The organism is Streptococcus sp. CL6.35, assembly GCF_049737915.1.
GTDB lineage: Bacteria > Bacillota > Bacilli > Lactobacillales > Streptococcaceae > Streptococcus.
Genome location: NZ_JBKOTU010000006.1, coordinates 123473 through 140888, shown reverse-complemented (window position 1 = coordinate 140888; position 17416 = coordinate 123473). Strand labels below are relative to the sequence as shown.

Annotated in this window: 19 protein-coding genes; 1 reads left to right on the top strand and 18 read right to left on the bottom strand. The window is 39.1% G+C overall.

From position 1 onward, the window contains the following. Positions 1-90 precede the first annotated feature (90 nt). The 4 genes from ACLNCP_RS08410 to ACLNCP_RS08395 all read right to left on the bottom strand — a co-directional run bounded on the left by ACLNCP_RS08410 (position 91) and on the right by ACLNCP_RS08395 (position 5522). On the bottom strand, positions 91-1698 hold the full coding sequence (locus tag ACLNCP_RS08410) for a CTP synthase (RefSeq protein WP_134850551.1): 1608 nt from the start codon (positions 1696-1698) through the stop codon (positions 91-93). A 236-nt stretch (positions 1699-1934) separates the two neighbouring features. Beyond that, entirely contained in the window at positions 1935-2522 is a 588-nt protein-coding gene (gene rpoE / locus ACLNCP_RS08405; protein ID WP_033687659.1) for a DNA-directed RNA polymerase subunit delta, read from the bottom strand. Between the two features lie 131 nt (positions 2523-2653). Continuing rightward, positions 2654-4231: a hypothetical protein gene (locus tag ACLNCP_RS08400; protein ID WP_424844310.1), complete on the bottom strand. Its 1578-nt coding sequence runs from the start codon at positions 4229-4231 to the stop codon at positions 2654-2656. Between the two features lie 70 nt (positions 4232-4301). After that, positions 4302-5522: a DNA cytosine methyltransferase gene (locus ACLNCP_RS08395; RefSeq protein ID WP_173275378.1), complete on the bottom strand. Its 1221-nt coding sequence runs from the start codon at positions 5520-5522 to the stop codon at positions 4302-4304. Positions 5523-5649: 127 nt separating this feature from the next. Here ACLNCP_RS08395 and ACLNCP_RS08390 point away from each other — a divergent pair, with 127 nt between their 5' ends. After that, on the top strand, positions 5650-6054 hold the full coding sequence (locus ACLNCP_RS08390; RefSeq protein ID WP_424844309.1) for a hypothetical protein: 405 nt from the start codon (positions 5650-5652) through the stop codon (positions 6052-6054). 57 nt (positions 6055-6111) lie between these two features. Here the strand turns inward: ACLNCP_RS08390 and ACLNCP_RS08385 are convergent, their stop codons facing one another. From ACLNCP_RS08385 to rbfA, 14 genes are all read right to left on the bottom strand, one after another. Further along, a complete protein-coding gene (locus tag ACLNCP_RS08385) occupies positions 6112-7905 on the bottom strand; it encodes a helicase-related protein (protein ID WP_424844308.1) in 1794 nt (597 codons plus the stop codon). Between the two features lie 60 nt (positions 7906-7965). After that, the gene (locus ACLNCP_RS08380) at positions 7966-8397 is read right to left on the bottom strand and encodes a hypothetical protein (protein ID WP_424844307.1); all 432 of its coding nucleotides are present in this window, start codon (positions 8395-8397) and stop codon (positions 7966-7968) included. After that, a complete protein-coding gene (locus ACLNCP_RS08375; RefSeq protein ID WP_424844306.1) occupies positions 8367-9293 on the bottom strand; it encodes a HamA C-terminal domain-containing protein in 927 nt (308 codons plus the stop codon). Before ACLNCP_RS08375 ends, ACLNCP_RS08380 begins: the two co-directional genes overlap by 31 nt. A 74-nt stretch (positions 9294-9367) precedes the next feature. After that, on the bottom strand, positions 9368-12019 hold the full coding sequence (locus ACLNCP_RS08370) for a valine--tRNA ligase (protein ID WP_424844305.1): 2652 nt from the start codon (positions 12017-12019) through the stop codon (positions 9368-9370). After that, positions 12012-12590: an AAA family ATPase gene (locus ACLNCP_RS08365; protein WP_414304573.1), complete on the bottom strand. Its 579-nt coding sequence runs from the start codon at positions 12588-12590 to the stop codon at positions 12012-12014. The genes ACLNCP_RS08370 and ACLNCP_RS08365 overlap by 8 nt, the downstream gene beginning before the upstream one ends. After that, complete coding sequence (locus tag ACLNCP_RS08360) at positions 12590-13150, bottom strand: GNAT family N-acetyltransferase (protein ID WP_424844304.1); 561 nt, start codon at positions 13148-13150, stop codon at positions 12590-12592. Before ACLNCP_RS08360 ends, ACLNCP_RS08365 begins: the two co-directional genes overlap by 1 nt. Continuing rightward, the gene (locus ACLNCP_RS08355; protein ID WP_424844303.1) at positions 13137-13715 is read right to left on the bottom strand and encodes a flavin reductase family protein; all 579 of its coding nucleotides are present in this window, start codon (positions 13713-13715) and stop codon (positions 13137-13139) included. The genes ACLNCP_RS08360 and ACLNCP_RS08355 overlap by 14 nt, the downstream gene beginning before the upstream one ends. A gap of 281 nt (positions 13716-13996) precedes the next feature. After that, complete coding sequence (locus tag ACLNCP_RS08350) at positions 13997-14392, bottom strand: helix-hairpin-helix domain-containing protein (RefSeq protein WP_000038635.1); 396 nt, start codon at positions 14390-14392, stop codon at positions 13997-13999. A 95-nt stretch (positions 14393-14487) separates the two neighbouring features. Continuing rightward, positions 14488-14742 carry a DUF1912 family protein gene (locus ACLNCP_RS08345; RefSeq protein ID WP_000119707.1) on the bottom strand — a complete coding sequence of 85 codons (255 nt, stop codon included), beginning with the start codon at positions 14740-14742 and terminating at the stop codon, positions 14488-14490. A gap of 9 nt (positions 14743-14751) precedes the next feature. Further along, positions 14752-16086: a DUF438 domain-containing protein gene (locus ACLNCP_RS08340; protein WP_424844302.1), complete on the bottom strand. Its 1335-nt coding sequence runs from the start codon at positions 16084-16086 to the stop codon at positions 14752-14754. After that, positions 16086-16319, bottom strand: a complete 234-nt coding sequence (locus ACLNCP_RS08335) for a DUF1858 domain-containing protein (protein ID WP_000368739.1) — start codon at positions 16317-16319, stop codon at positions 16086-16088. The genes ACLNCP_RS08340 and ACLNCP_RS08335 overlap by 1 nt, the downstream gene beginning before the upstream one ends. A 116-nt stretch (positions 16320-16435) precedes the next feature. Then, entirely contained in the window at positions 16436-16588 is a 153-nt protein-coding gene (locus ACLNCP_RS08330; RefSeq protein WP_229294547.1) for a hypothetical protein, read from the bottom strand. Next, on the bottom strand, positions 16585-16767 hold the full coding sequence (locus ACLNCP_RS08325) for a hypothetical protein (protein WP_061864554.1): 183 nt from the start codon (positions 16765-16767) through the stop codon (positions 16585-16587). The genes ACLNCP_RS08330 and ACLNCP_RS08325 overlap by 4 nt, the downstream gene beginning before the upstream one ends. A 206-nt stretch (positions 16768-16973) precedes the next feature. Next, positions 16974-17324: a 30S ribosome-binding factor RbfA gene (gene rbfA / locus ACLNCP_RS08320; protein ID WP_001273601.1), complete on the bottom strand. Its 351-nt coding sequence runs from the start codon at positions 17322-17324 to the stop codon at positions 16974-16976. Between the last annotated feature and the right edge of the window lie 92 nt (positions 17325-17416).

Below are 17416 nucleotides of genomic sequence, written 5' to 3'. Positions count from 1 at the left end.
AATTATATCACTATGTTTTTAATTTGCAAATATTATCCTAAATATGCAATCAAAAAACCTCTGAGATTGTTCTCAAAGGTTCTGATTTAGCTAATTACTATTCTCAACTGCTGCAGTGACAAAGGCAGTGTAGAGTTCTTCTGGGCGGTTTGGACGGCTGGAAAGTTCAGGGTGATACTGACACGCTACAAAGAATTTATTTTCAGGAATTTCCACAATTTCAACCAAACGATTGTCTGGAGAAACACCTGAGAAGACAAAGCCTGCTTCCTCAAACTGCTCACGGAAGGCATTGTTAAACTCATAGCGGTGACGGTGACGGCGTTGCACCACTTCTTGATTGTGATAAGCAGCTGCTGCCTTAGAACCACGTTTCAACTTAGATGGGTAAAGTCCCAAACGAAGGGTTCCCCCCATATCCTCAACATCAATCTGGTCACGCATGATATCAATGATAGGGTATTTTGTTTCTGGTGCAAGTTCAGCAGAATTGGCACCTTCAAGACCCAAAACGTGACGAGCAAACTCGATACATGTCAACTGCATTCCCAAGCAGACTCCCAACATTGGAACATCATTCTCACGCGCATAGCGGATGGCTTGGATTTTCCCTTCAGTACCACGTTGGCCAAAACCACCTGGTACGATGATTCCGTCCGCATCAGACAAGAGCTCTGCCACATTCTCTGCTGTCACATCATTGGCATTGATCCAATTGATTTTCACTTCTGCGTCGTTGGCATAACCAGAGTGTTTCAAGGCTTCGACCACTGAGATGTAGGCATCTTGCAACTCCACATACTTACCAACAAGGGAAATCTTAACTTGTTTCTTGAGGTTCATGACCTTGTCCACCATAGCTGACCATTCTGTCATATCTGCTACTGGTGCGTCTAATTTCAAATGGTCACAGACAATCTGGTCCATACCTTGAGCCTGCAAATTCAACGGAATTTGGTAAAGATGTTCAACGTCTAAAGACTCGATAACGGCTTCTGGTGCCACATCACAGAACTGAGCTAGTTTGTTTTTAATTCCCTGACCAGCTGGCTCTTCTGTACGAATCACCAACATATTTGGTTGGATTCCCAATCCACGCAATTCTTTTACAGAGTGTTGAGTTGGTTTGGTCTTCATCTCACCAGCAGCCTTGAGGTAAGGAAGCAAGGTTGTATGGATGTACATAACATTATCCGCCCCCACATCTGCCTTCATCTGACGAAGGGCCTCTAAGAATGGCAAGGACTCAATATCTCCTACTGTTCCACCAACCTCTGTAATAATGACATCAGAATCAGTCGTTAGAGCGGCACGCTTAATTTTTTCTTTCAAAGCATCTGTGATATGAGGAATAACCTGAACAGTTGCCCCAAGGTATTCTCCACGGCGTTCCTTACGAAGAACTTCACTGTAAATTTTACCAGTTGTCACGTTGGAATATTTGTTGAGATTGATATCGATGAAACGTTCATAGTGACCCAAGTCCAAATCTGTCTCAGCTCCATCATCTGTCACAAAGACTTCTCCGTGCTGGTAAGGACTCATAGTTCCCGGATCGATATTGATATAAGGATCAAACTTTTGAATGGTTACTTTGAGACCACGATTTTTCAAGAGACGGCCTAGACTCGCTGCCACAATCCCTTTCCCAATAGACGATACCACACCACCAGTTACAAAAATATATTTCGTAGACATAGATTCCTCTTTCTAAAATGCTCAAGGCCTTGTTAACTACGAGGGGACATAGAAAACAAGACCCTACTAATAAGAATAATCTGGAACGACTGCACCAGATTCACAACCAAAATACAAGAAGATAACTTCTTGAAAAAACAAAAATAGCTCCCTAAGAACTAGGGAGCCCCGACCTCTAAAAGAGGTGCCCGAACAATATGATACCTAAAAATAGGATAATTGTCAATAGCTAACTTTTATTCCTCGTTGTTTTCAGCGTCATCATCAGAAAACTCATCGTCTTCTTCGTTGAGATCCACGTCTTCACCCAAGTCATCTGGGGCGATTTCGTTGATTTCTGCATCGTAAGCTTCCACTTCATTTTTCTCATCATCTGGATTTTCATCATCGTATGAAAGTGCTGGATCTGCTTCGTATGCATCTTCGTCTTCTGGATCATCCGCATTGTAGTCAATAGCATCTGAATCGCCATCCATGAAGGCATTGACACGTTTTTTCTTAGCTTTTGGTGCTACTTCATCGTCATCATTTTCTTCAAGAGCGATAATTTCTTCGTCGATTTCGTCCACACCATACCATGAACGAAGACCCCATTTGTTGTCTCCAAGTGAGATGAAGCTACCGTCAAAGTTCAACTCTGTGTAGAACAAAGGCAAAGCTTCGCGGATATCGCTGTTTGATGTTCCAAGGTAGTTTTGAATTTCGTTTACAAGATCGCTAAAATGCATCTCATGGTCGCGACCACGAAGTTCCAAGATAGCACGCGCTACCTCAATCATAGATAGTTCACTTTTTTCTTGCCCAGCAAATACTTCTAATTCCAAAGCGTTTCTCCTCATTTATACTACTATCGCCAGAGCAAATAGACTCTGACCTCATTTTATCATTTACTCTTTATTTTACGATAATTTTGCAGAATAGTCAAAGGTTAAGGGGGAGAAAGTGACAGGACTTTTTATTTCTTTGCTACCCAGCCGATAACATCGATTGGTGGATTTTCAATATCAATCCAGATAAATTCAATCCCGATTTCCCCATTTTTAAACTTGGTTAAACGAATACCGTTGATTTCCAGCTCATTGAGTCGTTGACCTGTCAAGACTTCGCGTTCTTTCAACTGGAAAACACCACGTAAAATCCAATTCCCGAGGATTTCTTGCTTATCGGTAGACTGAATAGCCTTACCAGCTTCTTGATTTATATAGGCGTTAATAACATCACCAGAAGATAAAAAGCGTAGTTTAAAAGTTCTTTCCTCTTTGGATAGAGCTAGTTTTTTAGTTCCAGGTTCAAAAGTCCCAAATCTAGGACCAAAGAAGTCTTGCCTTTCGTCATGGAAGTTCTTGGAGTCTGGCAGAGGAATGTAAACTTCACTAACTGGCCGATATACGAGTTGTTCAATTTCTTTAATGAGTTTTTTATTGCCAGTATTGTGAACAAAGTGAATCAAATCCTCACGAATAGCTTTCATCTGAGCTTTTTCTTCCTTACTGGTCCATTTTTTCAATAGAATTTCTTCTAAGGAAAAAATCACAAAAGCTAGTTCTTCTGGAGCCAGACTAGTCTTAAATTTATCCTGAATCTTTAAAATCCGTGGTAGCCGATCTTTCTTAGATAGTTTTGAACCACCATTAAAGGCATTGAAACCAGAGTTTTCTTCCACATTTCCGTGTTTGTCTGTGATTACCCAAGACACCGTTTCTAAGATATCGGATTGTTCCTTTTTAGCTGTTAGCAAATGAAGATTTTCAAAGAGAGAAAAAGGATCTTCGATGTAATGAACGTCCCAAGTATCTACCACAATATCTTTATTATTAAAAGTCATGTGGAGCTGGCTATCAGCTGCTGTATACTTGTAATGATGTTGTCCATCCGTAAATCGAAAATTAGTTGGACTGTTTTTGGTGGTTGAACCTTCAATGACTAGATTATCAATATCAACTGGCAAATAAGATGTTTCACCTACAAAAATCTTAGGATTTTCTCCCTTCGGTGTCGGCATAAGAACGTGATAAACAGCTTCAACATTGACCGAGTCCGAACTAAATCCCTTGATTTGTGCCTTAGAAGATTCGATTCTCTGATTTCTCAAAGTCGCAATTTTTCGTGCCAACTCTTCATAGCGTTGATAGTTTTTCTTGTCTGCTGTTGCTTTATCTGCTGAGATATCTGCATGAAATTTGATATCACCCAGCAATTCTGTCCAATCTTGAGAGTCCTTCTTAAACTGGGCGATTTTTTGATCTCCAGAATTGATTCCAAAAGACTTAATACCCACTAGGTATTTATGATTTTCATCCACAACGACAGAGGCATCATAGGAAGTATTGGCAATATCTTCCCCAACAGCATTAAAAGCCTTCTGGAAAACAGTCTCTTGAAATTTAGAATTAACAATCGGAGCAACATAATTCTCTGTTTGTCCCTCATCGTCGGACTCAGCCTTTTGAGAGAAAGCTTGGCTCAAGCTAGCGAAGTTAGTAATTAAGGTTTTGTATTTATCTTTTTGTTCAGACTTTAAATGTTCCCACATAAGCACCCTCTTTTCTATTTTCAGTATATCAAAAGAAGATTAGTTTTTCACTAACCCTCTTATATATTCGTCAATTAATACTGTAAAATTCGAGATTTCCTCGTTTTTTAACCAATTTTAAATAATCTTCACCAGACAGAAGGGCTAAACCATCGTCATAAGACTTGATTTTTTCAAGAGCTTGATCATAGCTATCTACAAAGTCCTTAACATAGGACTGCCCTTCAAATTGTCCATTCATCTTGGTGTAGATAATGGCAATTTTTCCTGAGCGTTCAAGTTGAGATTGCCCCTGACTTTCATTTAAAGCCTTGGCAATATTTTCTGCGATACGTTTAATCACGGGCACAACAACACTGTTTCCAGCTTGCTTGTATAACTGACCATTCGAAACCTCTTCTGGGATTTTAAAGGATTTAGGATAACCTTGAACGTTAAAAGTTTCTTTCGGAGTTAGCTTACGAATCTCCCCACTGTCTGTCAGAATCAATGGAACATTATGTCCACCTGTCCCCATATTGGCTGTCAGGGTTGGGACAACGCCATTCTTATTTTCACGAACATACTGGCGACGCCATTGGTAAACCGTATCTTGACTGGTGACTTCAAATTTCAACTGGTCGTAGAAATTCTGCTTGCCTTCACGGTAGTAGTAGACCTCATCTAGCTTATCACCAAAGTTAATCACATCCTGAAGAGTAGTAATCAGCTTGATTTCCTCTGGAAATTCAAACAAGTCGTAGGCTTCCTTGGTATCAAAACCGACAATATAAATCCGCTCACGGTTTTGTGGGATATTTCCGTAGTCTTTCCCATTGAGAACCTTCCACTTGATAAAGTAGTTGTTCTCGGTCAAGGCTTCACGAATAACCTTGAAGGTATTGCCATGGTCATGACCAACCATATTCTTGACGTTTTCGATGAAAATAGCACGAGGTTTACGCCCCTCAATCATGCGAAGCAACTCAAAGAAAAGATCGCCACGATCATCATCAAAGCCCTTGCGATAACCCGCAATACTAAAGGCCTGACAAGGGAAACCTCCCATAATCACATCTACGCGCCCAGCTGGGATATCTTCCGGCTGAACATCGTGAATATCACGACCATCCAAATAGGTATCTGGATGATTTAGCTGATAAGTCTGACGCGCATACTTATCAAATTCATTGGCATACACCACTCTGAACTCGTTGGTCTGTTCAAATCCCAACTCAATTCCCCCAACACCTGAGAAGAAAGCTGCAATGTTGTACTTCTCAGGTCGGTTCGAACTTACAGAATTTGTCATGTAGTAACCTGCTTTCTAAGAAATTTGTTTAACTATACTAGTATATCATTTTTAAATTAATACTGAAATATAAACATTTTCCAAACATATATGATATAATGAACATATAAACTTAAGGAGGTGCATAATGCCAAAACAAGGAGATCAATTCATAGTAGAACTTAAAAAAACTAATATTGACTGGGGCACATACAGGAATACAAATTCTCGTCCTCAGATAACAGGAGAATGTTATATCCCAATTCCAAGTTCAGTAGCTCATCAATTTAGAATTTATAATTCCAATCACACTCAAGGAATAGATATTTTAGGGCAGAATATATTTAATGCTAAGTCGACAGATGGCTACTTCGATGGAGTAGTAAAAGTATCAGGGAATTCTCAAGCAGGAGATCCCTATGCTAAAAATCTTTCTGGTAAAGGTAACTTGAAAGCCTTTAACAACTGGTTCAATCAAATGAATGTAACCGTTGGGACAAGAATCAAAGTAGAGTGGACTAGTCCCGACGATATTATATTGACGATTCTCTAAATGTAATTACACAAATAAGAACCTCATGATAATAATGAGGTTCTTATTTTTATTCTCTCACTTAAGTAGATTTTGAATCTTTTCATCGACATAACTCTCATACAAATCAAAGTTTTTATTCTCTACTACTCTATCATAATATCTTACTAATTCAAAAGGTACTCCAAAATCACTTAATTTTCGAGCAGTATTAGTAAGAGCATTATACTCTAGCCTTTGTAGAAGAATTTGAATTCCAGCAACATTGTCAAAATCTTTTCTATAAACTTGTGAATAATGGAATCTATATAATAAATCAAATACTCCTAAATACTTTACAAGATGATATTTAAATGTAGTATAAATTAATTTAGAGGTTCTACTAATTGCTTTATCTTTACTCAGTTTCTGTTCCTCTACATAGTAATCCACTGTTCCTAAAAATCCATTCTGTAAATAACTTGCTAACTGTATAACAATTAAAGAGAACTGTTTTTTCCCAACTTTCTTTTCCATTAATTGTTTTAAATCAGAATTAGAAACAAATTCAGAACAAATATTAATAACCGTTTGAAATCCTTCCCAATGAATTTCTTTACCTTTAGATGTATTTAAGACTCGCTTTAATTGTTCGATTTTTTGAAACTCTGCTGGGGACATTTTTTTAATTCGATTATAAATAGAGATTTTATCCAAAGGGCCTATCGCTTTATATGAATGAAAAATAAAATTTGGTAATCCCGATTCTTGTTTTGCCTCATTGATTTCATCTTTAAACTTTCTATCATCATCTGTCAAAAATTCATCTAAAGTTACTTCTAAATCAATGTCAGTTTTATTGTGACGATTATCATAATTTTTATGTTCAATTTCTGCCTGTTGCGAATTAATTAGAGTTTCAAATTGTTTTGTTAAATCAATAACATTACCACTATAATAGACATTAAAACGACCTGCTCTCCCAGCAATATTTTTAGCATCAAACTGTTTTAGTCTCTTTTTCCCCTTTTTGATAGCAGTAACAATCAAATTTTTGGCAGTCGTATTCACACCTTCAGTAATTGTTGTTGTAGAAAAAAGACATTGTAAATCACCTTTATTGAACAAATTAATTAATTCATTCTGAATATATTTTGGTATCCCTGCATGATGAATTCCGATTCTCTTTTCAAGTGCTCTATATAGAATCCAATCATACCCAAAGGTGTTTTCCACATGATTCAAAAAAATAGAATATAGTTCCTCATCTTCGCTATAATGTTTTTCTGAGATAAGAGAAAGATATTCATCATTTTCCAACAAATGATTTGCTAGTCTTTCTACCTCTGACTTTCTTCCACAATAAATCAAAGTATTATCATCTATTTTTACAATTGTTTGTATTACTTTATCTTGTAATGATGAAGCACCATGATCTAATCTATATTTTATATTTCCAAGTTCAAACTTATTTCTATCAATATGTGTAATATTCTTAGATACAATCTCAACATCATTATATTCAAGTATTTTAAATTTGTTAAATAGAGTAAAATTATTAAATGAATTTATTTCTGTTTCAAGTTTTTGAAATTGAATATAAGGCCCAGCAAGCAAAATATCTTTACTATTGCGACATACATATTCTAAAGCAAGTCTATAGGCAGTATCCCTTTCATTTTCTTCTGGAGTATCATTATCTATAATGAAATCATTATCTATTTTATATATTTCATCTACGAAAGAAAAATTAAAATATCTAGTATTATTATCTAAAAATGACAGATATCGTTCAGGAGTGTAAATAAAAATATTTTTTTCGCCAAGTTCTTCCTCGGATATTTCGCTTAGTGTATGTATTTTATATGTAGAGAAAAATTCATCATTTTGCAACTTTAAATAATTTTCTGATAACAAGCTAATAGTGGGAAAAATTAACAATATATTAGAATATCACATCTTTTTTATAATTGCATAAACAATAAAAGTTTTACCAAATGAAGTTGGGGCAGAAAGGATATACCTATTATCAAAATGGAATTCAAATAATTCTAGAACTTCTTTTTGATATTTATGTAACATATAATTATTCAAAGTTAAATGTGCTTCATTTAAAAACGAGCTTATGGATAATAAATTCATATCCTCTTGATTTATTTCATTACCTTCTTGATATTTTCTTTCAAGTAGCTCAAAGTATTGTGGTACTCCAGCTTCATTTGCTATATAACGCAAAAAATTTAAATCACTACTTGTAAGTTCGTCTATTTTAACAGCGTCGTAATAGTCACAAGTTGCCTTGACAAAGATACCTCTTCTTTCAGGGTATCGTTTGTATAAATTCAATTCCTTAATTAGATGAGCGGTTCTTTCGTTTCTATCCATTCAATCACTTCTTCCTTTAATTTATTAGAATCATCAACAGGTAAGAGCATTACAAATATACTAACCTTTATTTTAATAGCTAAATTTAACGAATATTTTCCTAACTCCCTATTGATTTTATCTACACTGGATGCAATTGATTTTTCGTAATCGTAGGTTTGCTGTTTTTGATATGCAATAAAAACAGGATACACTAATTCAATATTATTATTTTGTAATTCATCGGTAAGAATAATATCAGGATTATCTTCCCATTTTTTAATTATTCCTTCTAAAATTGGATGCAAATGAGAGATATTATCTTTCTCATTAATAATTGCAAACATATGATTATTCAAATAGTCATCTGAAATAGAATAATTTATCTTGAAAAGTACAGAGTTGATTCCAGATGTAAAACTTTGATGAAATTTTGCTTCTCCAAACCAGAGTTCTAAATTTCCTTTATTATCAATAATATGAAAAGCATCAAACCCTTTTGGTTCAGACTTTTCAAGAGGTGAATAAAAATAACCTCTAGCAATTAGAACATCCGTATGAAAATAATTTCTTAAAAATAAATCTAAAAGTACTTCCCCATAAAATCCGTATTGAAGTTTTGCTTGAGAGAAATCGTTTTCATTATATTTTAATTTAGTTTTGATCACCTTTGTTTGTTCTCTATCCAAATTATCATAATCAATCTTAAATTCATTCTCAGCGAATTCAACAATTCCATTATAAATTATCTTTGAAATGTCATTATCATTGCCTTTAAAACAATATTCATCCTTTCCAGCAGTTGTTAAATTACTCTTATTAATTGAAGTTACTTGTTCTTGTTCGTCAGTAAGTATAATAGGAAAAGTATATTTTACTATTGCACTATTTATTAATTTTCTAAGATTATCTCTCAATATCCCACTCCCGACCCAATAAATATTGATTTCATTATACCAAAAAAACACGGTTCATCACCGTGTTTCTGTGTTTATTTCACCAACTTCTTCATCTCATCAATACGTGCTACAGTCGCGTCGTACTTAGCTTGATAGTCGGCTTGTTTGTCGCGTTCTTTTTGGACGACTTCTGGTTTGGCGTTGGCTACGAAGCGTTTGTTCGAGAGCTTCTTGCCGACCATATCCAGTTCTTTTTGCCATTTAGCCAGTTCCTTATCGAGACGAGCCAGTTCTTCTTCGACATTGAGGAGGTCTGCCAGTGGCAGGTAGATTTCTGCTCCTGTGATGACGCTTGACATAGCGAGTTCAGGTGCAGGGATGGTTGAGGCGATTTCCAAGTATTCTGGATTTGTGAAGCGTTTGATGTAGTTGACATTGCTGTTAAAGAAGGCTTCCAAGTCGCTATCGCTTGTCTTAACAAGGATGGTGATAGGTTTGCTTGGCGCCACGTTTACTTCAGCACGCGCATTACGAACGGCACGGATCAAGTCTTTGAGGCTTTCTACACCTGTGTGAGCAGCAAGGTCTTCAAAGGCTGGATTGACAGTTGGGTATTCTGCTGTCACGATAGAGCCTTCTGAGATTTGTCCAAAGATTTCCTCTGTCACGAATGGCATAATTGGGTGAAGGAGACGAAGGATCTTGTCCAGAGTGTAAAGGAGAACAGAGCGTGTGATGACTTTCTCTTCTTCATTTTCGCTATAAAGGACCTCCTTGGTCAACTCAACGTACCAGTCCGCAAACTCATCCCAGATGAAGTTGTAGAGGATGTGCCCAGCCACACCAAATTCAAACTTATCAAAGTTAGCCGTCGCTTTTCCGATAGTTTCATTGAGGTTGTGGAGAATCCAGCGGTCTGTGACATTCCCAGCTTCCTTGTTAACAACTTTTTCCACATTGGCAGTTGCTTGCTCAAGGGTCAAACCTTCATTGTTCATGAGGATGTAGCGAGAGATGTTCCAGATCTTGTTAATGAAGTTCCATGAAGCATCCATTTTCTCATAAGAGAAGCGCACGTCTTGTCCTGGTGCAGAACCGTTTGAAAGGAACCAACGAAGGCTATCTGTTCCGTACTTATCAATAACATCCATTGGATCAATCCCGTTACCGAGAGATTTAGACATCTTGCGTCCTTGCTCGTCACGAATAAGACCATGAATCAATGCATTTTTGAATGGCGATTTGCCAGTAAATTCCAAACCTTGGAAAATCATTCGAGACACCCAGAACGGAATAATATCATAACCAGTCACCAAAGTTGATGTTGGGAAGTAACGTTTGAAGTCTTCTGAATCGACATCAGGCCAGCCCATAGTTGAGAATGGCCAAAGAGCAGAACTGAACCAAGTATCCAAGACGTCTTCGTCCTGAGTCCATCCGTCGCCTTCTGGAGCTTCTTCACTGACGTATATTTCACCCTCAGCATTGTACCAAGCAGGGATTTGGTGACCCCACCAGAGCTGACGAGAGATTACCCAGTCGTGGACATTTTCCATCCATTGGAGGAAGGTATCGTTGAAACGTGGAGGGTAGAACTCTACCTTGTCTTCTGTATCTTGGTTGGCAATAGCATTTTTCGCCAATTGGTCCATCTTAACGAACCATTGAGTAGACAAGCGTGGTTCAACCACGACACCTGTACGTTCTGAGTGACCAACACTGTGGACACGTTTTTCGATTTTGACGAGGGCACCGATTTCTTCCAACTTAGCAACGACTGCCTTACGAGCTTCAAAACGGTCCATGCCTGCAAATTCGAAGGCTAAGTCATTCATAGTACCGTCGTCGTTCATGACGTTGACTTGCGGCAAGTTGTGGCGTTGACCAACCAAGAAGTCGTTTGGATCGTGGGCAGGTGTGATTTTCACGACACCTGTACCAAACTCAGGATCTGCGTGCTCGTCCCCAACGATTGGAATCAATTTATTAGCGATTGGAAGGATGACATTTTTACCAATCAAGTCCTTGTAGCGTGGGTCTTCTGGATTGACCGCAACGGCAACATCCCCAAACATGGTCTCAGGACGAGTTGTCGCTACTTCAAGGGCGCGTGAACCGTCTTCCAGCATATAGTTCATGTGGTAGAAGGCACCTTCGACATCCTTGTGAATCACCTCGATATCAGAAAGGGCAGTGCGAGCCGCTGGGTCCCAGTTGATGATAAATTCACCACGGTAGATCCAACCTTTCTTGTAAAGGTCCACAAAGACCTTACGAACAGCTTTTGACAAACCTTCGTCAAGAGTGAAACGCTCACGAGAGTAGTCTACAGAGAGCCCCATCTTGCCCCATTGTTCCTTGATAGTAGTGGCATATTCGTCTTTCCATTCCCAGACCTTCTCGAGGAATTTTTCACGACCAAGATCATAGCGGGAAATGCCTTCTCCACGCAAGCGCTCTTCAACCTTAGCCTGAGTCGCAATCCCAGCGTGGTCCATCCCTGGAAGCCAAAGCGTGTCAAAACCTTGCATGCGTTTTTGACGGATGATGATATCCTGCAAAGTCGTATCCCAAGCGTGACCAAGGTGAAGTTTCCCAGTTACGTTTGGTGGCGGAATGACGATTGAATAAGGCTTAGCCTTTTGGTCTCCTGAAGGCTTGAAAACATCGGCATCAAGCCATTTTTGGTAACGACCAGCCTCAACCTCGGCTGGATTGTATTTAGGTGAAAGTTCTTTAGACATGTGTTTGTCCTTTCTCTATTGTATTCATTTTATCTTGAATCTGCTTAGCAACCTCTTCTGCAGACAGATTCGTATTATTTATTTTAAGGTAGTGGTGCAACTCATTCGGTTGATGTTGGGAATTTAATTGAAGTGTTTCAGCAGTCTCTAAAATTTCTCTTTCAGATATCTCAATATGCCGTTTCAAGGGCTTGTGCTTTAATCGATTCTCCGTTTGATTTCGACGTAAGCGCTCCTCAAGACTTGTTTCCAATTCAACAAAAAGAATCTCTTGATGATAGTCACCCAACAAATCCTGAATTTGCTTCAAATACATCAGTTGGTACTGATTTGAAAAATCAATTACGTCTGTTAAAATTACTGATCGCTGATTTCTTGCACTTGCTCCAAGGAAAGAAAAAGTAATTCCACGAACAAATTCCCACATCTCCTCTGTATAGCCCTGATAGATTTCTAGTGCAAAATCGATAGCTTGATGATTATAAAATAGGGTAGAATCCGTCAGTCGAGACAGTTCTTGACCAATCGTCATTTTTCCCGAGGCTGGAGCACCAATGATGAAAAGATGCATCAAATTACCTCCCACTCACTCCTCAGCAAGCCATATATCAGACTGTCACAGCGGTTTCCTTGAACATCTTTACGGTCTCGGATACGAGCTTCGAGGGTAAATCCAAGTTTTTCTGCGACTCGTTGACTTTGGAGATTGTAACCAAAGCAAGTCAGCTCAATCTTATGAAGCCCCAGTTCTTTAAATCCTGAGTCAATTAAGGTACGCGCTGCTTCTGGTACATAGCCTCGACCCCAATAGTCTGGATGCAAGGTATAGCCAAGCTCTAGCACATCATCCGCATGGCGATGGTTGAAGTCAACAGAACCAATGACTTTATCGGTTCCTTTGACGACAATTCCATAGCCAGCTGGGAGATTTTCCTTTTGATTGCGTTCTGGAAGGATATGCTCCAGATAATAGATTTCATCTTCCAAGGTCTTGACGGGCGGAAAGCCTGCTGGGTAAGCAACCTCCGGCAAACTAGCGTAGACATTGATATCCTCAGCATCCGCCACTGTGCGGACTCGCAGTACGAGCCGCTCAGTTTCTAATCGCTCTGGCAACTCAGTTCTTGCCATCCTTCTTCCTCGCTTTCTTTATGAAGCTCCCCATAGGGTCAACACGGTTATCTAAATAGCGATAAACGCGCTGGTGACCGTCCCCCATAAAGTAAGTCGGCGAAAAATGGTCATTTCTAAAATGCCCCTTTTCATCCAAAAGTTCTGGGTCAACAAGTCGCTCGATAATCTTGGCAAAGATATGACAGATTCCATCCTCCTCGATAATCCGATCTACCTGACAGTCCAATACGACTGGACAGGCCTCTAAAATCGGAGACTGAGTCTGTTCAGAAATCTCGTAGTCTAGCCCCAGGTGTTTCAATTTCTCTCGATGATTGATAAAACCAGCCTGCTCCATCTCGAGCATGAGATTTTCATCAGGGATATTCACAGTAAACTTCTGGTAATACTTGATTTGCTCAGCTGCATGTTCCTCAGAACCAACACCGATGACTAGCCAATCTCCCAGACTATAAGAGGAGCTGCAGGTCGTTATATTGTGTCCAAAATTCTGGTCCTGATACCCCAAAATGAAGATAGGAAAACCATAATAGAGTTTACTTGTTTTAAAAGATTGCTTCATGACAACCTCCTTTGACCAAGATACAAAAGAAAAACCCTGCCATCTACATGACAGGGACGAATGTGTTTATCCGCGGTACCACCCAAATTCGGGCAAGGCCCGCAACTCTCGTCTTTAAAATAAAAAGACAATTTTATTTCATTTTTCATCCATTAGCAACCAGTTTTGACACATTTGTGGACTTCTCAGCACCGCCACTTTCTGTAAAATGTGGGATTCAAAACACCTCTAATGGCTTTATTGTAACAAGATTTTGACGGAAATGCAAGGATCAAGAAAAATTACTTGAACTTGATGCCATTTTCCTTCAATTTCTTAATAGTAGCTGGGCCGATTCCTTTCAAGGCAAGGAGTTCTTTTTCAGTCCAGTTTTTGAAATCTGACGCAGACTTGATTCCTTCATCATAGAAAGTTTTGGCACGGTCAAGTGGAAGTCCACCCAAGTTTGCTGCAAAATCTTCTACAGAATTGGCTACTTTTTGAGCTTGCTCTTTGGTAGCTTCTACTGCTTGTTCAACTTTTTTAGAAACAGCCTTACCAGCTTGGCTTGCTGACTGTTCTGCACGTTTTACGACTTTTTTTGTCTCTTCTACAACCTTCGTCACAGTACTTGAGAAAGCACCTGCACGACGGAGGCTATTTCGTAATTGTTTTTTACGATTGAGTTTCTTTGACATGATAAAATCCTTTCAATAAAAAACCCCTGCTCTGACAAGGATTTAATATAAATATTCTATCAAGATTTTAGTAAAAAATCAAGAATCTATCTCGTTTAATAATTTCTCTCACCAAACAAGCCTTCTGGCAAATCATGGAATCCCTTGCCTGCTTTGAAGTTTTCAAACTTACCAAGCAAAAACTGATAAGCATCCAAGCGACTTTCGTATCGAATCATGGCATCTTTGGCACGCTCATCTTGGTCTTCTTCATAGACTTTTTGGCTTTCCTTGTGCGCCATGTCGTTAATCATAATCTGGGTATTGACCCAAGCCTCAAATTCCTTCATAAACTCTTGTTCGTAACTCATTTTTTCTCCTTATTCTAATCCACGGAAATAGTCCGTATCAATCTCACGGTAGGGCTGAATATCCTGAACATACTCCAGCACCCCTTGAAATTCTCCCTCTTCATCGTGCACTGCTGCGTAGGTGATGTGGACAAACTTACCTCGCGACTCAGACTTGAACCACATTTCATACTTGTCCTTAGTACCCTCACGAAGCCCCTTCATAATGGTCTTAACCTTGTCCAAATACTTAGGTGGATGACAGAGTTCAACATTGCGCCCAACTTGTGACGGCGTCCGTTTGAAAATCATCTCGTCAGTCGGCGTATTGTCATTATAATACTGGAAAATATCGTCTTTATTGACAAAAGTAATCTCCATAGGGAGGTGATTGAGAATGAGATTGGCCTGCTCGACTGAAAGATAGCCATTGCCAAAAGCCTGCTGACTATGACGGTCCAGCACTGTTTCCTTTTCCTTAGGGGTAAAGGTAATAGTAAACTGTCCTTCTGGCGTATCGATAACTTGCTGAACTTGACCTTCTGCCGTATCTAGTTGTACGGGCTCCTCTGCACTCTTTTCCTCAACAAAACTCTGACGTTCTGGCACCCATTTCTCAGACGGACGGATGATGGCATAACCATAGGCATCGCTCTCCTCCGCAATCTGAAGCCAGTCATCCTGAGTAAAGGATTCAAGGAGAATCATAAGAAGGATGGACTCTTCCTTGAAAATCATACTTTCAAACTCTGTCGCAAAAGCTTCAAAAACTTCCTTTACACTACTAATCGGCATTTCTGGTAGTGCCTTAGCCGTCGCTAGAGCTGTCTGAAAGAGTTCTCTGATCTGATCATCCACTCCCCACATGACCTTAGGAGGTGAATCGTGACCATAGCGCTCCATGATAGGAAAGAAGAGTTCTTCCTTGCGCTGATAATGGATGTCAAATTGACCAACAAGGCCCATTTGACGGACCAAGCCCTTGCGCATCTCCGCAAGCATTTCCTCGTCTTCCATAGACTCATAAGTATCTAACAATCTACGAATGCGAATCAAGGCAGCGCGGAGAGCCAGATTTTCATCCTTGAAGACGCGAACTGGGTGGCCTGGGTGCTCGGTATCCTCTACTTCGACACCTTTAATAGCATTTTTAAAAAGATTAGCATGGACATCACAGAGTTCCATGACATCTTCAAAGGTGACACCTGAGTCTGAGTTCATCAGCTCGTGCTCCATGAGGGAAATCTCTATGGCTGAGACACCCGCAAAGGTCGCATCAAAACGCTCCTGGACCGACTCAGGAGAGGCACCATTATGCAATTCTAACAAAATATCCCGCAGGACATGAATCCGTTCATCTGCCATTAGTCTAGTCCAATCACTTCGTAGCCATTTGCTTCCAGCGTGCGGACAATCTTGTCCATAGGAGTTCCTTCAAGCTTAGAACCCTGTTTGAGTGAAACTTTACGACCAACTGTATTGCGCATCAAGGGATTGGCAAGAGGTTTAAAACCAAGCTCAACTAGAATTTCCAAGACTTCTGGATGCTTATCCACCACTTCTGCAACAGGAATTGACACATCGATGATATTGTCCATGACGACCTCCATTGTATGTTCTAAAATGATTTTACTGCTTTTATTATACCACAAGGAAAGAGATTAAAAAACTAGCAGTAGAGTTCCTGCTAGTTCTCTGCGATTTTGATTACCATCTAAATAAGTTTAAAGAGCCAATCCAATATTTTAAATAATATCTTGTAAAACAGCAATTGGACTGCAAAAGAGATGATCATCCATAGGAATTTCACAATTCCAATAATCGGTTTGATAAAAATAATGGCAAGAAGACCCAAGAAAAATTTCATTCTCTCTCCTCTGGCTTGATGAGCCACCGAGCCGTATCCATTAACTTGTCTGCAATAAATAGTTTCCCCAGACCGACAACGACATTATCATCTTTCTTTATCGTTTTCATTACTTTTACACCTTGCATGGTCAAAAAGTAATTCCCATAAATTTTAGCAAAAGCTTTGATAGGTCCCATATTCTCTTCCCTCTTTTAACTACACTTTAAAATATTGACGATACCAGTCTTGCTGGCCATTTCTGTGAAATTTACTCTTTCTAATTCCTATACTATCATACAAGCTAAATTTAATAAAGCTTTTTAATAATGTTTAAGTCTAGAAAGATTCCGCCAGCATGCTTTATTGCCTTTTTCCCCACCAAAAAAGAGGGTTGCCCCTCTTCTTAGTTCTTATCCAGATTGCGTAGCATCTCGTCAATCTTATTTCCATATTCGATGGATTCGTCTTTGACGAATGTCAAATCTGGGATTTTGTACAATTTCAAATTGCGACCAAGTTCACGTTTGATGGTGCCAGTTGCTTTTTCAAGCCCGATTTGAGCTTTCTGGTTATCTGAAGCAAGGTTACTCAAAATGGTGTAGTAAACCTTGGCAACAGACAAGTCACCCAGCATCTGAACATCTGTGATGGTCACGCCTTGGACACGCGGGTCACGGACTTTCTTTTGCAAAATCTCATTGACTTCACGCTTGATTTCCATGCCCACACGGTCCGTACGGAAATGATTTGCCATGATATTCCTTTCTCTACTTTGAACCAAAAGCTAGGCCAGCAGACCTAGCTATTTTTAAACTTCTTGATTTTCATTTCAAATTGAAACGAAGT

Excerpts from the sequence above, each read along its gene's own strand:
- ACLNCP_RS08350 (WP_000038635.1), bottom strand. The coding sequence starts at position 14,392 with ATGTCAAAGAAACTCAATCGTAAAAAACAATTACGAAATAGCCTCCGT.
- ACLNCP_RS08355 (WP_424844303.1), bottom strand. The coding sequence starts at position 13,715 with ATGAAGCAATCTTTTAAAACAAGTAAACTCTATTATGGTTTTCCTATC.
- ACLNCP_RS08395 (WP_173275378.1), bottom strand. The coding sequence starts at position 5,522 with ATGACAAATTCTGTAAGTTCGAACCGACCTGAGAAGTACAACATTGCA.
- ACLNCP_RS08340 (WP_424844302.1), bottom strand. The coding sequence starts at position 16,086 with ATGGCAGATGAACGGATTCATGTCCTGCGGGATATTTTGTTAGAATTG.
- ACLNCP_RS08335 (WP_000368739.1), bottom strand. The coding sequence starts at position 16,319 with ATGGACAATATCATCGATGTGTCAATTCCTGTTGCAGAAGTGGTGGAT.
- ACLNCP_RS08370 (WP_424844305.1), bottom strand. The coding sequence starts at position 12,019 with ATGTCTAAAGAACTTTCACCTAAATACAATCCAGCCGAGGTTGAGGCT.
- rbfA (WP_001273601.1), bottom strand. The coding sequence starts at position 17,324 with ATGGCAAATCATTTCCGTACGGACCGTGTGGGCATGGAAATCAAGCGT.
- ACLNCP_RS08325 (WP_061864554.1), bottom strand. The coding sequence starts at position 16,767 with ATGGGACCTATCAAAGCTTTTGCTAAAATTTATGGGAATTACTTTTTG.
- ACLNCP_RS08400 (WP_424844310.1), bottom strand. The coding sequence starts at position 4,231 with ATGTGGGAACATTTAAAGTCTGAACAAAAAGATAAATACAAAACCTTA.
- ACLNCP_RS08380 (WP_424844307.1), bottom strand. The coding sequence starts at position 8,397 with ATGGATAGAAACGAAAGAACCGCTCATCTAATTAAGGAATTGAATTTA.
- ACLNCP_RS08390 (WP_424844309.1), top strand. The coding sequence starts at position 5,650 with ATGCCAAAACAAGGAGATCAATTCATAGTAGAACTTAAAAAAACTAAT.
- ACLNCP_RS08360 (WP_424844304.1), bottom strand. The coding sequence starts at position 13,150 with ATGGCAAGAACTGAGTTGCCAGAGCGATTAGAAACTGAGCGGCTCGTA.
- ACLNCP_RS08410 (WP_134850551.1), bottom strand. The coding sequence starts at position 1,698 with ATGTCTACGAAATATATTTTTGTAACTGGTGGTGTGGTATCGTCTATT.
- ACLNCP_RS08330 (WP_229294547.1), bottom strand. The coding sequence starts at position 16,588 with ATGAAATTTTTCTTGGGTCTTCTTGCCATTATTTTTATCAAACCGATT.
- ACLNCP_RS08345 (WP_000119707.1), bottom strand. The coding sequence starts at position 14,742 with ATGAGTTACGAACAAGAGTTTATGAAGGAATTTGAGGCTTGGGTCAAT.
- ACLNCP_RS08365 (WP_414304573.1), bottom strand. The coding sequence starts at position 12,590 with ATGCATCTTTTCATCATTGGTGCTCCAGCCTCGGGAAAAATGACGATT.